This is a genomic window from Rubellimicrobium rubrum (genome assembly GCF_006152115.1).
GTDB classification, from domain to species: Bacteria; Pseudomonadota; Alphaproteobacteria; order Rhodobacterales; family Rhodobacteraceae; genus Rubellimicrobium; species Rubellimicrobium rubrum.
In genome coordinates this window covers 1-14909 of record NZ_VDFU01000005.1, presented here as the reverse complement: position 1 = coordinate 14909, position 14909 = coordinate 1, and the positions used below count along the sequence as shown (strand labels likewise).

13 protein-coding genes and 1 tRNA gene are annotated in these 14909 nt (G+C 63.7%); 9 read left to right on the top strand and 5 right to left on the bottom strand.

Annotation, left to right across the window (positions count from 1 at the left end; translation table 11 throughout):
* Nucleotides 1-87: 87 nt before the first annotated feature.
* From FHG66_RS05865 to typA, 7 genes are all read left to right on the top strand, one after another.
* Entirely contained in the window at nt 88-741 is a 654-nt protein-coding gene (locus FHG66_RS05865; protein ID WP_139075824.1) for an alpha/beta hydrolase, read from the top strand.
* Nucleotides 741-1025: a hypothetical protein gene (locus FHG66_RS05860; protein WP_246082478.1), complete on the top strand. Its 285-nt coding sequence runs from the start codon at nt 741-743 to the stop codon at nt 1023-1025. Before FHG66_RS05865 ends, FHG66_RS05860 begins: the two co-directional genes overlap by 1 nt.
* On the top strand, nt 1022-1612 hold the full coding sequence (locus FHG66_RS05855) for an HD domain-containing protein (RefSeq protein ID WP_139075823.1): 591 nt from the start codon (nt 1022-1024) through the stop codon (nt 1610-1612). Before FHG66_RS05860 ends, FHG66_RS05855 begins: the two co-directional genes overlap by 4 nt.
* A gap of 207 nt (nt 1613-1819) precedes the next feature.
* On the top strand, nt 1820-3034 hold the full coding sequence (locus FHG66_RS05850; RefSeq protein ID WP_139075822.1) for an NADP-dependent isocitrate dehydrogenase: 1215 nt from the start codon (nt 1820-1822) through the stop codon (nt 3032-3034).
* A gap of 25 nt (nt 3035-3059) precedes the next feature.
* Entirely contained in the window at nt 3060-3677 is a 618-nt protein-coding gene (locus FHG66_RS05845; protein WP_246082477.1) for a YitT family protein, read from the top strand.
* Nucleotides 3678-3861: 184 nt separating this feature from the next.
* Nucleotides 3862-4893: a hypothetical protein gene (locus FHG66_RS05840; RefSeq protein WP_139075820.1), complete on the top strand. Its 1032-nt coding sequence runs from the start codon at nt 3862-3864 to the stop codon at nt 4891-4893.
* 106 nt (nt 4894-4999) lie between these two features.
* Nucleotides 5000-6817: a translational GTPase TypA gene (gene typA, locus FHG66_RS05835; protein ID WP_139075819.1), complete on the top strand. Its 1818-nt coding sequence runs from the start codon at nt 5000-5002 to the stop codon at nt 6815-6817.
* 41 nt (nt 6818-6858) lie between these two features.
* Here typA and FHG66_RS05830 read toward each other — a convergent pair whose 3' ends face one another.
* From FHG66_RS05830 to FHG66_RS05810, 5 genes are all read right to left on the bottom strand, one after another.
* A complete protein-coding gene (locus FHG66_RS05830; protein ID WP_139075818.1) occupies nt 6859-7632 on the bottom strand; it encodes an endonuclease III domain-containing protein in 774 nt (257 codons plus the stop codon).
* 67 nt (nt 7633-7699) lie between these two features.
* A complete protein-coding gene (locus tag FHG66_RS05825; RefSeq protein ID WP_139075817.1) occupies nt 7700-7987 on the bottom strand; it encodes a DUF1330 domain-containing protein in 288 nt (95 codons plus the stop codon).
* On the bottom strand, nt 7984-10650 hold the full coding sequence (gene alaS, locus FHG66_RS05820; protein WP_139075816.1) for an alanine--tRNA ligase: 2667 nt from the start codon (nt 10648-10650) through the stop codon (nt 7984-7986). The genes FHG66_RS05825 and alaS overlap by 4 nt, the downstream gene beginning before the upstream one ends.
* A 148-nt stretch (nt 10651-10798) precedes the next feature.
* Entirely contained in the window at nt 10799-11878 is a 1080-nt protein-coding gene (gene recA, locus FHG66_RS05815; protein WP_139075991.1) for a recombinase RecA, read from the bottom strand.
* Nucleotides 11879-12105: 227 nt separating this feature from the next.
* Entirely contained in the window at nt 12106-13422 is a 1317-nt protein-coding gene (locus FHG66_RS05810; RefSeq protein WP_139075815.1) for an ATP-binding protein, read from the bottom strand.
* Between the two features lie 89 nt (nt 13423-13511).
* Here FHG66_RS05810 and FHG66_RS05805 point away from each other — a divergent pair, with 89 nt between their 5' ends.
* Entirely contained in the window at nt 13512-14387 is an 876-nt protein-coding gene (locus FHG66_RS05805; protein ID WP_139075814.1) for an MBL fold metallo-hydrolase, read from the top strand.
* Between the two features lie 61 nt (nt 14388-14448).
* Nucleotides 14449-14523, top strand: a tRNA-Asn gene (locus FHG66_RS05800).
* Nucleotides 14524-14909: the final 386 nt, after the last annotated feature.

The following is a 14909-nucleotide window of genomic DNA, read 5'->3' as shown; positions in this document are numbered from 1 at the left end:
CTTTCGGGACGCTGGATTAGAACTGTTCTAAGGTGCCCGAGGCTTTCTGTCAAGAAATCCCCTGGCCTGCCACCGCAAGGGACGTGCATGCCTGAAGTCATCTTCCCCGGCCCCGAAGGTCGGCTCGAAGGCCGCTACCATCCGCAGAAGGACCGTGACGCCCCGATCGCCATCGTGCTTCATCCGCATCCGCAGTTCGGCGGGACGATGAACAACCGCGTCGTGTACAACCTGCATTACGCGTTCCATCAGCTCGGGTTCACGGTGCTGCGCTTCAATTTCCGCGGTGTTGGGCGGAGCCAAGGCGAGTACGACCAAGGGATCGGAGAGCTTTCGGACGCGGCTGCCGCTCTCGATTACCTTCAGGCCATGAACACCAACGCCAAGCATTGCTGGGTTGCGGGCTTCAGCTTCGGCGCGTGGATCGGGATGCAACTCCTGATGCGGCGGCCCGAGATCACGGGCTTCATTTCCGTGTCGCCGCCCGCCAACATGTATGACTTCAGCTTCCTTGCCCCCTGCCCCTCTTCCGGCCTGATCATCAACGGCTCGGCGGATCGGGTCGCACCGCCCGCCGATACGGTCGGGCTGGTCAACAAGCTCCATGAGCAAAAGGGCATCACCATCACCCATGAGGTCGTGGAGGGCGCCGGCCACTTCTTCGAAGATCCCTACATGGACAAGATGATCGACTCGGTGAAGACTTATGTGAAGCGGCGGCTGACCGAGACGACCCGCTGATGCCCTCCCTGACCGAAGAGATCGCGGATGCGCTGGCTCTCGACGTGATCAGGGCCGCGCAGGAGTTGGGCGACGACGAACTGATTGCCGAGATCGCGAACATTATCGGCGCCTCGTCGACGACCACGCAGGAGGCGTTCATGACCGCCGTGCGGGTGCGCCTGTCCGAGCAAAGGGCGCGCCGCACCTTGGCCGAGCGGTTGTCCAAGGGTCCTGCCGGAGGGGCGCGACGCGGTGCCGGGGGCCGGCAACTTCCCGATCTGCCAGAAGATAGCGCCCATTGAACGATCGCCTGTCCGCGCAGATGGGGTTTCTGCTCGAGGCGGATCGCCTGAAGTCGGTGCTCAGGGCAACCACGCTGGCCGACGGTTCCAGGGTCGAGAACTCGGGTGAACATAGCTGGCATCTCGCGCTCTACGCGATGGTCCTGCGGGACCAGGCAGCCCCGGGCGTGAACATCGACCGGGTGATGCGGATGCTCATCCTTCACGACCTCGTGGAGATCGACGTGGGCGACGTGCCCATCCATTCGGCCAATGGGGCTGCGCATGGCTCCGCCGAGGTGCTCGCGGCGGAGCGTGCTGCGGCGGACCGGATCTTCGGGCTCCTGCCGCCCGATCTCGGCTCTGAGTTCCGGGCGTTGTGGGAGGAGTTCGAGGCTGCAGAGTCGCCAGACGCGGTCTTCGCCAAGAGCCTCGACCGGGTGCAGCCGGTGATGCAGAACCTCGCAAGCGGCGGGGGGACGTGGGTCACTTACGGCGTCACGGCCGACCAGCTCGAAAGCCGGGTAGGCGTCAAGGTGGCACGAGGGGCGCCAACGCTATGGGCATGGGTCCAGGAGAAGACCACGGCTTGGTTCGCTGCGCGCTGAACGTGCTGGTGTAGGCTGCTGCAACGGAGACCCGGCGATGGGTCGATGTCGATCATCGCTAAGGAACAAGGGCCGCTCGCCCACACGATCGATCAGGCGGCTGCAAAGGACTCGGAGCGGGTCGCATACCACGGCATACCAGCTTTCCCCGTCCTCACGGATGCGCTACACGGCGCCCGAGCCCACCTCTGGCCGAAGGCACGCCCCATGACCAAGATCAAAGTCGAGAACCCCGTCGTCGAGCTCGACGGCGACGAGATGACCCGGATCATCTGGGACTTCATCAAGAAGAAGCTGATCCTGCCCTATCTGGATCTCGACCTGAAGTACTACGACCTCGGCATCGAGGAGCGGGACCGGACCAACGACCAGATCACGGTCGATGCGGCCAACGCCATCAAGCAGCACGGCGTGGGCGTGAAATGCGCGACCATCACCCCCGACGAGCAGCGCGTGGAGGAGTTCGGGCTCAAGCAGATGTGGAAGTCCCCCAATGGGACGATCCGCAACATCCTGGGCGGCGTCATCTTCCGTCAGCCGATCATCTGCCGGAACGTGCCGCGCCTTGTCCCGGGCTGGACCAAGCCGATCGTGGTGGGCCGCCACGCCTATGGCGACCAGTACCGTGCCACGGACTTCCGGTTCCCCGGCAAGGGAAAGCTGACGATGCGCTTCGTCGGCGAGGACGGGACAGTCATCGAGCGTGACGTGTTCGACGCCCCCTCCTCCGGCGTGGCCATGGGGATGTACAACCTCGACGAGTCGATCATCGACTTCGCACGGGCTTCGCTCAATTACGGGCTCAACCTTGGGTGGCCGGTCTATCTGTCGACCAAGAACACCATCCTCAAAGCCTATGACGGCCGCTTCAAGGATCTGTTCCAGCAGGTCTACGACGAAGAGTTCGCCGAGTTGTTCAAGGCCAAGGGCATCACCTACGAGCATCGCCTGATCGACGACATGGTCGCCTCGGCGCTGAAATGGTCGGGCGGTTATGTCTGGGCCACCAAGAACTACGACGGCGACGTGCAGTCCGATACGGTGGCGCAGGGCTTTGGAAGCCTCGGCCTGATGACGTCGGTGCTGATGACGCCCGACGGGAAGACGGTGGAGGCCGAGGCGGCGCACGGGACCGTCACCCGGCACTTCCGGCAGCACCAAAAGGGCGAGCAGACCTCAACCAACTCCATCGCGTCGATCTATGCCTGGACCGGCGGCCTGAAGCATCGCGCGAAGCTCGACAACAACGCCGACCTTATGCGGTTCGCCGATACGCTGGAGAAGGTCACCGTCCAGACCGTGGAGGATGGGTTCATGACCAAGGACCTCGCGCTGCTCGTGGGTCCTGACCAGAAGTGGCTGACCACGATGGGTTATCTCGAGAAGGTGGATGAGTACCTCAACAAGGCCCTGGCGGGCTGAGCCGCCCCGGGGGCGCGGACCCGTCGTGTCTGCGTCCCCATCATCCGCAGGTGCAGCCCACACCTTGGTCGAGGATGCCCAGGGGATTGCCTTCGGCACCGTGATGGCGGCCGTGGGCGTCAGCCTCCTCACTCATCTTGGCCTGATCACAGGGCAGACGGCGGGTCTGGCGGTACTGGCCTCCTACCTGACCGGTCTCCCGTTCGGCGCCGTGTTCTTCGTCATCAACCTCCCCTTCTACTGTCTAGGCTGGAAGAGGATGGGCGCAGGCTTCACGGCAAAGACCTTCCTCGCGGTCGCGGCCCTGTCGGTCCTGTCGATGCTGGTACCGCGCTGGTTGGACTTCGGCCACGTCGACTCGGTCTTCGGTGCCGTGCTGTTCGGGCTCTGCTCTGGGGCCGGCCTGCTGGCACTGTTCCGGCACGGCGCGTCGCTGGGCGGCGTCGGCATCGTGGCGATACTGATCCAGGACCGGACAGGCTTCCGGGCGGGCTGGACCCAACTCGGATTCGATGCCCTTCTGTTCGCGGTGGCCCTGCTTCTTCTGGATCTCCGGACCGTGGCTCTGAGCGCATTGGGAGCAGTCGTCTTGAACCTCGTCATCGCGATCAATCATCGGCGCGACCGGTACATGGCCTACTGATACGCCAAGATCGAGAACCCCAGGGGAACTAAGGCTCAGCCTTTCCGTTGGCGCATCACATGCGCGCGAGCGTCGTCGCTTGCGTGCCCTGAAAGGAAAGCGCCGCCTATGCACGGGATCATCTACCTTATCGGCCTGATCGTGGTCGTTCTTGCCATCCTCTCATTCCTGGGACTGAGCTGACATGGCTGACCGCACCATCATCACGCCTTCCTCATCCACCTCGACCACGACTTCGGCTGCGGGGTTCTCGTCGGGTTCTGGGGCTGCCGCTGCGCCCGGGCATTACGTGGACTGGCATTCGATCATCGCGGGCGCTGTCGTTGCGACGGCCATCGGGGTGGTCTTTGCGGGGTTCGGAGCCGCACTGGGCCTCTCCGCTCTGTCGCCCCAGCAGGGAGAGGGAAACGGCACGCTGTCCCTGATCCTCACTGGAGTATGGGCGCTTGTCACCATCCTAGCCTCATACGGTGCGGGCGGCTATGTGGCGGGTCGCATGCGCCGACGCGTCGAAGCCGCGACCCCGGACGAGGTCAGCGCGCGCGACTCCATCCATGGGATGGTGGTCTGGGGTCTTGGGGTCCTGATCGGGGCCTGGATCGCGGGCAACGTGCTTGGCTCTGCGGCGAACGCAGTGACGAACGTGGCCCAGGGTGCGGCCCAAGCCGTCGGATCGGTGGCGCAGGGTCTTGGCTCGGCTGCGGGTGGCGCGGCTCAAGCCGCCACTGACGCCGCGGCCGGCGACGGCGGAACCGGTGGGCTCGACCTGTCGGGCTTCAACCCCATCGAAGCCGTCAACAACCGCCTCCTTCGCGGAACCGGCGAGCAGGTCGATCCGAACGCCACGGTGTCGCCTGTTGCACGTGACGTGCTGTTCGAGGTCGCCCGTACGGGCGAGCTCACGGAGGACAATCGCGCGATCCTGGCCGAAGAGGTCGCCCGCAACTCCACCCTGACCCCCGACGAGGCGAATGCCCGGATCGACCAAGCCGTGGAGCAGGTGACGCAACTTCGGGACGAAGCGCAGCAGCGGGTGGATCAGGCGGCCCAGGCGGCTCGCGATGCCGCCGACGCAGCCCGGCGCGCGGCCGTCCTGACCGGGTTCCTGGTTGCGGCCGGCTTTGCCATCGCGCTTGGGGCGGCCATGTACGGAGCCGGCTTGGGCGGCCGTCATCGTGACGAAGGAAGGATGCTGTACCTCTTCCGTAGCTACTGATCCGTGCCTATATGACGCATGGGAAAGGGGGCGGCCTGCCCGGGCCGCCCCTAGCCTTTTCTGCATATGCATTGTACTGCCGCCACGTTCCCCGAAAGAGAGTCTCATGGACATCCGCAATATCGCGATCATCGCGCACGTCGACCACGGCAAGACGACCCTGGTGGACCAGCTCCTCAAGCAGTCCGGCGCGTTCCGCGACAATCAAGCGGTGGCCGAGCGGGCCATGGACTCGAACGACATTGAGCGTGAGCGGGGAATTACCATCCTCGCCAAATGCACCTCGGTCGAGTGGAAGGGAACGCGCATCAACATCGTCGACACCCCCGGCCACGCCGATTTCGGCGGTGAGGTGGAGCGGATCCTGAGCATGGTTGACGGCGTCTGCCTTCTGGTGGACGCGGCCGAAGGCCCGATGCCGCAAACGAAGTTCGTGACCTCCAAGGCGCTGGCTCTGGGCCTCAAGCCCATCGTGGTGCTCAACAAGGTGGACAAGCCCGAGGCTGACCCCGACCGCGCTCTCGACCAGTGCTTCGACCTCTTCGCCGCGCTCGGGGCGACAGACGAGCAGCTTGATTTCCCGCACATCTACGCGTCGGGCCGCGCGGGCTGGGCCGATCTGGAACTGGACGGATCACGCCAGAACTTGGATGCGCTGTTCGATCTGGTTGTTCGGCATGTGGAGCCGCCGCGGCAGCTCGCGCAGATGCAGCAGCCGTTCCGGATGCTGGCCACCACGCTTTCGGCCGACCCCTTTATCGGGCGGATCCTGACCGGCCGCGTGGAATCCGGGACCCTTCGGGCAGGCGAAACCGTCAAGGCCTTGTCCCGCTCGGGCGAAAAGCTGGAGCAGTTCCGAGTGTCCAAGATCCTCGCGTTTCGTGGACTTTCGTCGCAGGCGATCGACGTGGCCGAAGCTGGTGACATCGTTACTTTGGCCGGCATGTCCAAGGCGACGGTGGCTGATACCATCTGCGACCTGTCTCTCGATATTCCTCTCCCAGCCCAGCCCATCGACCCGCCGACCATCTCGGTCACGTTCGGGATCAACGATTCGCCCCTGGCTGGTCGGGACGGCAAGAAGGTGCAGTCCCGCGTGATCCGCGAGCGGCTCCTGAAGGAAGCGGAACTGAACGTCGCCATCAAGGTGACCGACACACCGGGCGGCGACGCTTTTGAGGTTGCTGGCCGCGGCGAGCTTCAGATGGGCGTGCTGATCGAGAATATGCGTCGTGAGGGCTTCGAGCTCTCGATCTCGCGGCCCCGAGTGCTCTTTAAGGAAGAGAACGGCGTCCGCATGGAGCCGATCGAAGAAGTCACCATCGACGTCGATGATGAATACACCGGCGCGGTGGTCGAAAAGCTGACCGGCCCACGGAAGGGCGACCTGGTCGAAATGCGGCCAGCTGGGGCTGGCAAGACCCGCATCATCGCCCATGTGCCGTCGCGTGGCTTGATCGGGTATCAAGGCGAGTTCCTGACCGATACGCGCGGGTCGGGCGTCCTGAACCGAATCTTCCACGGCTGGGCTCCTCACAAGGGTGAGATCCAGGGCCGCCGGCAAGGCGTCCTGATCTCGATGGAGAACGGCGCGGCGGTCGCGTATGCTCTTTGGAACCTTGAAGACCGGGGCCGCATGTTCGTGAACCCACAGGACCCGGTGTACGAAGGCATGATCATCGGTGAGCATTCCCGTGACAACGACCTCGAGGTGAACCCGCTCAAGGGCAAGAAGCTGACGAACGTCCGCGCGTCGGGTACTGACGAAGCGGTGCGGCTGACACCCCCCATCCTCATGTCGCTCGAGCAGGCGATCGCTTACATCGACGACGACGAGTTGGTCGAAGTGACGCCGAATGCCATTCGTTTGCGGAAGCGCTTCCTCGATCCCCATGAGCGGAAACGTCAAGCCAAGGCTAGCTGATCTGCATCTGGATTGAGTGAGAGGGGCGGCTAAGCCGCCCCTCAAGGTCTTCGATGCAGCGGGTTGTCTGGTACTGGTTCCAGCACGGATGGGTCCGGCGACCTTGAACCAGAGATCCGCGCCAGACCGGTTGGACAAAGATCGAGGATGACGCAACGACCGCAGGCTGGATCGCGGAATGTGCAGCAGCGTTGGCCGTGGAGCATCAGAACTTCGTGGTGATCGTAGACCGCCTGGGCATCCCAATCGGCGGGCAGCAAGGCCGCCAGCGCCGAGTGGGACGGGCCGACGTTCATTGAACTTGGAATGAGACCGGTTCGTTGAGCGACCCGGTGATGATGACTGTCTACCGGAAGCGCTGCCCGGCGAAGTTGGCTGAAAGAGAGGACTGCCGCGCTCGTCTTGGGGCCGATCCCTGGAATGGCTTCCAGCCAACTGCGAGCCTCCTGCACGGAGAGGCTCTCCAGAAAATCCAAGGCCAGGACTCCGTGCCGATCAGTGATGGCGCGCAGGATGGCTTGGATGCGAGGGGCCTTCTGTTCCGGCCAGGTCACCCCCCTTATGTGATGCTGGACTTCGGCTGTCGGTGCATCGCGCAGGGCTTCCCAATCCGGATAATGCTCGCGGAGTGCTTTGAAGGCGCGGCCCGAGTCCTGGTTCCGAGTGCGATGGGACAGCAGGGATGAGATCAGTTCGCTGAGCGGATCGAGGTCATGGAAATAGGCAATGGGACATCCATAGGCCTGGCAAAGGCGCTGATGTATTTCCAGCGCTTTGCCCTGTCGTGACTCAAGGTCCGTGCGATCCTGCCCCATAAGGACGGAATCGCTGAACTCCTGTCTTGGTTCCCCGGAAGCTTGATACCCGTGGCGCGGTTCCTGCTCAGTCCATCTCCTCGACCACTACGAGATCCCGCACAGCAGCTCCACGCGCATGATCGAGCGCAGCCTGATAACCGGCGGACTCGTAGCAGGCCACGGCCGCCTCGAGACTGGGGAACCGGGCTACCACGTTGCGCGGACGGTCGGCACCCTCGAGCTGTCTGTAGCGACCGCCCCGTGCCAGGAATACGCCGCCATGAGCGGCAATTGCCTCGGTCGCCAGCTTCGCGTAGCGACCGTATGCCTCCGCGTCCGACACTTGGACATGGGCAATCCATAGCGCGGTCATGCGAAGACTCCTTCGATCACGGCTTCAGCGGCCTTGATCGCGGCGTCGGCGTTCGCTGCGCTAGAAGCGCCGCCCTGGGCCAGATCAGCCCGCCCGCCCCCGCCCTTCCCGCCCAGTTCGGTAACAGCAGCGCGGAGGAGGTCGACAGCCGAAAGTCTTTGGGCAAGGTCCGCCGTCACACCAGCCGCTACGGCCGCTTTACCCTGATCCTCGGTGATCAGAAGCACGGCACCCGAGCCCAGTTCTGCCTTCATGCCGTCGATCAGGGCCGGAAGCTCCCGGCCGGTCACGCCGGACAGCACTTGCGCTCGGAAGGAGATGCCGCGCACCTCGCGTGCGGGGTTGGCGCCCGCCGCTGGTCCGCCCATCGCGCGCTCCCGCCGAAGTTGCGCCACTTCGTTCTGCAGGGCGCGACGTTCGTCCAACAGCGTCTTGACCCGTCCCGCGGCCTCCCCGACCGGAGCCTTGAGCAGGCCTGCGATCTCCTGAAGGGATCGTTCGCGGGCTCGGAGGTGGTCAAGCGCTGCCTGACCCGTCAGGGCCTCAACACGCCGGATGCCAGCGGCCGAAGCACTGTCCGACAACATGACGAATGCGCCGATGTCGCCCAATCGGCTGACATGAGTCCCACCGCACAATTCGAGCGAATAGGTCTGTCCCTTTGCGCCCTTGCCAGAGCCTTCCAGCTCTCCCATCGAGACCACCCGGACCTCGTCTCCATACTTCTCCCCAAACAGCGCCTGGGCCCCTAGTCCCCGCGCATCGTCGGGGGACATGAGCCTGGTCTCCACGACTCCGTTGCGACGGATGTGGTCGTTGACCTCACGCTCGACTCGCTCGATCTCCTGAGCCGAAAGGCCTTGGCCGTGGGAGAAGTCGAAGCGCAGACGGTCAGGGGCATTCAGGCTACCCCGCTGGGCGACATGGTCTCCCAGGGCGCGGCGCAGCGCCTCGTTCAGCAAATGTGTCGCCGAATGGTTCGCACGAATGGCCGAGCGCCGGTCGTGATCGACCGTCAGTTTCGCTGGCTGGCTTCGTGCGACACGACCCTCGACCACCTCGCCGTCGTGGATCACCACCCCGGCAGAACGGCGCGTGTCGGTCACCCGTACTTTGCCCGTGTCGGTGGCGATCACGCCGGTGTCGCCGACCTGCCCACCCGACTCGGCATAGAACGGCGTCTGGTTCACGACGATCTGCACACGATCCCCGGCACTCGCCTCCTCGACCGCCGAGCTGTCCCGAACAACGGCAAGAACCTGACCCTCAACCTCCTCGGTGTCATAGCCCAAGAATTCGGTCGTGCCGTTCTGTTCGGCCAGGTCGAACCAGATCCGAGCATCCGTCGCGTCGCCCGACCCGGCCCAGGAGGCACGGGCGCGAGCCTTCTCCTCGGCCAGAGCCGCTTCGAAACCAGCCACGTCCACGCTACGGCCCTTCTCGCGCAACGCGTCCTGCGTCAGATCAAGAGGGAATCCGTAAGTTCCATACAGCCGGAATGCCGCATCGCCGGGAAGGTCTGCCCCATCTGGCAACCGGGCCAGTTCGTCGTCCAAAAGGCGCAGACCACGGTCCAGTGTTTCCCGGAACTTGCTTTCCTCCCGCTTCAGCGTGTCGGTGATGAGGGCCTGACCGCGCGACAGTTCGGGATAGGCCGCACCCATCTGCTGCACGAGCGCGGGGACGAGGCGATGCATCACCGGATCCTTGGCGCCGAGCATTGCCGCATGACGCATGGCACGGCGCATGATCCGGCGAAGGACATAGCCACGGCCTTCGTTGGATGGCATCACGCCATCAGCGATCAGGAAGGACGTGGAGCGCAAGTGGTCCGCGATGACGCGGTGGTGAGTCTTGCCGGGGCCATCCGGGTCCGAGTGCGTCGCGTGGGCCGAGGCCTCGATCAACGAGCGCATCAGGTCCGTGTCGTAATTGTCGTGCTTGCCTTGGAGCAGTGCGCCAATCCGCTCGAGCCCCATCCCAGTATCGATCGACGGGCGCGGCAGAGCGGAGCGGGAGCCGTCCTCGAACTGCTCGTACTGCATGAACACGAGATTCCAGATCTCGATGAACCGGTCGCCGTCCTGATCGGCCGAGCCCGGGGGCCCGCCCCAGACAGAAGGGCCGTGATCGTAGAAGATCTCGGTGCAGGGGCCACAGGGACCGGTCGGACCCATCATCCAGAAGTTGTCGCTGGTGGGAATGCGAATGATACGGTCGTCCGACAGACCCGCAACCTTCTTCCAGATGTCCGCAGCCTCATCGTCGGTGTGATAGACGGTCACGAGGAGGCGGTTTCCGTCGATGCCGAAGTCCTTGGTCAGAAGCTCCCACGCGTAGGGGATCGCGTTCTCCTTGAAGTAATCTCCAAAGGAGAAGTTACCCAGCATCTCGAAGAAGGTGTGGTGACGGGCCGTATAGCCGACGTTGTCGAGGTCATTGTGCTTGCCGCCCGCTCGGACACATTTCTGGGCCGTGGTAGCCCGCTTGTATGAGCGGCTTTCAAGTCCGGTGAAGACGTTCTTGAACTGGACCATGCCCGAGTTCGTGAACATCAGGGTCGGATCGTTCCGCGGCACAAGCGGCGAGGAGGACACGACCTCATGGTCGTGACGGCCAAAGAAGTCGAGGAAGGTCGAACGGATATCGGCGAGGCTGGTCATGGCGGAGTCCCCGGAAGCGGCCGCTGTGGAATAGCCCTCGCGCGGGTCCGGGTCCAGTGTCTCGCCCAAAGTTCCGGAATGCCAGTCAGCAAAGCGAAACGGGCGGAGCCTTGCGGCCCCGCCCGTTCCCCAACCTTTCAGCCGACGATCACATCTCGACGATGTCGCCGTCCTCGTCATGCCCATCGCTCGGGACCGAGAAGTCGAGGCCGTGAGCGGCCCTGATCTTGTCTTCGATGGAATTCGAGACGTCGGGATGGTCCCTGAGGAACTGCTTGGCGTTCTCCCGGCCCTGCCCGATGCGTTCATCGCCATAGGAGAACCAGCTTCCTGATTTCTCCACGACTCCGGCCTTCACGCCCAGATCGAGGATCTCGCCGGTCTTCGAGATCCCTTCGCCGTACATGATGTCGAACTCGACTTCCTTAAACGGCGGAGCGACCTTGTTCTTGACGACCTTGACCCGTGTCGTGTTGCCCACGACCTCGTCCCGGTCCTTGATCGCTCCGATGCGACGGATGTCCATGCGCACGCTCGCGTAGAACTTCAGCGCGTTGCCACCTGTGGTCGTCTCGGGCGAGCCGAACATCACGCCGATCTTCATCCGGATCTGGTTGATGAAGATAACCATGCAGTTCGAGCGGCTGATCGAGCCAGTGAGCTTGCGCATGGCCTGCGACATCAGGCGGGCGTGAACGCCAACTGATGAGTCGCCCATGTCACCTTCCAGTTCGGACTTCGGCGTCAATGCGGCCACCGAGTCGACGACCACAAGGCTGACAGCGCCGGAGCGAACCAGGGTGTCCACGATCTCGAGCCCCTGCTCACCCGTATCGGGCTGGGAAATCAGCAACTCGTCAAGGTTGACGCCCAACTTCTTGGCGTATTGCGGGTCGAGCGCGTGCTCTGCGTCGACGAAGGCGCAGACGCCGCCCAGCTTCTGCATCTCGGCCACGACATGAAGGGTCAGCGTGGTCTTACCAGACGACTCGGGCCCGTAGATCTCGATGATGCGGCCCTTGGGAAGGCCCCCGATGCCTAAGGCGATATCAAGGCCCAGCGACCCGGTCGAGCATGCCTCGATCTCGGGCATCTGGTTCTGCCCGCCGAGCTTCATGATTGAGCCCTTGCCGAACTGCCGCTCGATCTGCTGCAGTGCGCTTTCCAAGGCCTTCTGCTTATCGGCCGTCTTTTTGTCGGTCATTGTGAGGAGGTCTGCCACTGCCATGTCCTGAACCCTATATCCCATGGCCGCCCCTTGGCGGCAATCAGGCCTTTTGTTCCCGTCTTGTTCCGGTCTTGTTCCGGTCTTCAGATATGGGACCAAACCGTGAACATTTCAAGCTGAATCCGTGCTTCGGAGCCTAGCACGGCCATGGTTAATTCGGTGTGAGCAGGACCTCGCCGACGTGCATCGCCGACTTGAAAATCACGGTGCAGCCTGCTGCCGACTTCTTACCGGGCAAGGATGAGATCGGCCCGCAGACCGCCAAGACGCGTGCTCTCGCCCAGCCGGAGACTGCCGCCGTGGGTCCGTGCGATATCGGCTACTATGGCAAGGCCTAAGCCCACCCCAGGGCTGTTCTGGTTGCGCGCTGCATCGAGGCGGGTGAACGGTCGCATCGCCTCGTCGCGCCTTTCGGGCGGTATGCCGGGTCCGTCATCCTCGACCGACAGCCGGACCATCCGATCCCCGAATGCAAGACCGACCCGCGCCTGCGATCCATAGATCAGGGCATTCCCGATGAGGTTCTCCAAGGCACGGCGGACCGCCATCGAACGAAGCGGAACGGGCCCAGGATCCTCACCGGCCACGTCATCCAGTGACACGGCCGCGCCCGATCGCTGGAAGTCCTCGACTACCGTGTGGACAAGGTCCGTCAGGCGCACTGTCTCCTGAGCATCGCCAGCGTCTCCTCGTGCGAAAGCGAGGAACGCGTCCACCATCCGGCTCATATCGTCGACGTCGCGGACAAGCTCCTTGGCATCCTCGTCATCCAGAAAGGACAATCCCAGCCGTAGCCGCGTTAGTGGCGTGCGCAGGTCATGGCTTATGCCGGCCAGCATGGCGGTTCTCGCTTGGGTCTGCCGATCGATCCTGTTCCGCATGTCCAGAAAGGCCATACCCGCAGCACGAACCTCGCTCGCTCCGGAGGGACGGAACGGGACGACTCGACCCCGACCATAGGCCGTAGCCGCCTGGGCCAGCCGTTGAATGGGGCGGAGCTGGTTTCGCAGGAACAGGTACGCCACCGTCGTCAGCACGAGCCCAAGCACGACCGTCAGAACCAGTAGCTGGTGCGGGTTGCTGGCTGCGATGCGCTCACGGGAGAAGCCCACTTCGAGAGAGCCGAACGGGGTCGCAAGCCAGATGGTGACCTCGCGGGACACACTCAGGTCGACGGCTTGCAACTCTGGCAGGTCGGTTCTCAAGGTCTCCACCATGGCACGACCTGACAGGTCCCACCGGCCAATCGAGCTCACCGGGGATGCTTCGGGCCGGAGATCAACCCGCAGGTCCAGCGGAACGGCAGCGGCGGTGGCATAGGCCAGGGCCGAGCCGGGATCGGACGCGGAGCTGGTGGCCTCTGCCAGAAAGCGCAGTTCCAGCAGGAGCGAGCGGGTCATCTGCCGCGTGACGTCCTCGTAGTAGCGCTGGACAAAGCTGACCGAGACCGCAAGTTGAAGGGCCACGACGGGCAGCAGCAGGATCAGCGCGGCGCGCGCTACCAGCGACCGAGGCATGCGATCATGAAGCCAGGCGCGAAACATGGGTTCAAGCCTAGCCGCGCCGGCACAGCCGGGAAAGTGGTGACGCAAGCATCTCTGAGAAGCCATCCATCCAGTCGGTCCTATCCGCCATGACAAGCGCTCAAGTCGGATGGGGAGTGCAGCTGGCGCCGGGCGTAGTGCGAATCCGGGCTCCAAACCCTTCACCCTTCACTGCCCAAGGGACGAACACGTACATCTTGGGTGAGACCTCGCCCTGCGTCATCGACCCTGGCCCAGATCACGAAGGCCACCTTGAGGCGGTGCTGGCGGAGCTGCGGGGGCGCAGGCCGGCCGCGATCCTTGTCACGCACGCGCACCGGGATCATTCGGGGCTGGCGCCCGCACTTGCCCACAGAACCGGAGCGCCGGTGATGGCGTTTGGCGACGCCTGGGCAGGTCTCCGGCCAGGGTCGGGACGCCTCGGGCCTGAATGGGGCGCGGATCTGCATTTTGCACCTGATCAGCTTCTTGCCGATGGAGAGCGCATCCGGCTGGAAGATCGTGACCTCATCGTGTGGCACACGCCGGGTCACATGGGGAATCACCTGTGCTTTGACGATGGTGCAGGGCTATTTACCGGGGACCATGCCATGGGCTTCGCGACCAGCATCGTGTCCCCGCCCGAAGGCGACATGGGGGACTACATCAGGTCGCTCGAACGACTCCTGACGCTTGGACAACGGCAGCTTCTGCCTGGGCATGGAGAGCCAGTCGCAGACGGGCAGGCGCGTCTATCCGAGTTGATGGCTCATCGCCGAACCCGCGAGGCCCAAGTACTGCTCTTGCTGAAACAGGGGCCTGCCACACCCGTCGAAGTGGCCAAGGTCCTTTATCCGAATCTACATAGCCAATTGGGATCAGCGGCCGCCAGGACCGTCCTGGCTCATCTGCTATTGCTGGAACGGACGTCTCAGGTCGCGCGTGAAGGCCCGCCTGGCATAGATACACCCTTCCGCTGCGTATGAACCAACAGGCACGTTTCCCCTCTGGACGCCGCCAAACACCATTGCTATAGCCGCCCCGTGTTCCGGCGTAGCTCAGCGGTAGAGCAGTTGACTGTTAATCAATTGGTCGTAGGTTCGATCCCTACCGCCGGAGCCACAATGAGAAGAAGCTGTTGATCTGGTGAATTTTCGCCTGTCTGGAGTCGAGCCCAAACCGATTCGATGCACAACCGGTGCACACGGAGCCGAACCTTGGGAGCAACACGACGCGGACAACGGCATCTCGAGCAACGCTCTGGCGGTTTTCTCTGGCAACGGCGCTGGCTGCGCCGTAGGCGACCGGGTCCCCTGGACCCCATCTGTAAATCGACACTCGTTTTCGGCCTGCGCACCCACCTCCTCTCCGACGCGAGGATCCTGGCCCTGCGCCAGACAGACATGTCTGACCCGGGTTCAATCTTAGTGCACGACGGGCTGCCCCTGACCCTGAGTTTGGTCTGGGGTTTATGCCAGGTTTCGGGCAAGGTGAGCTTGGTCTGCGCA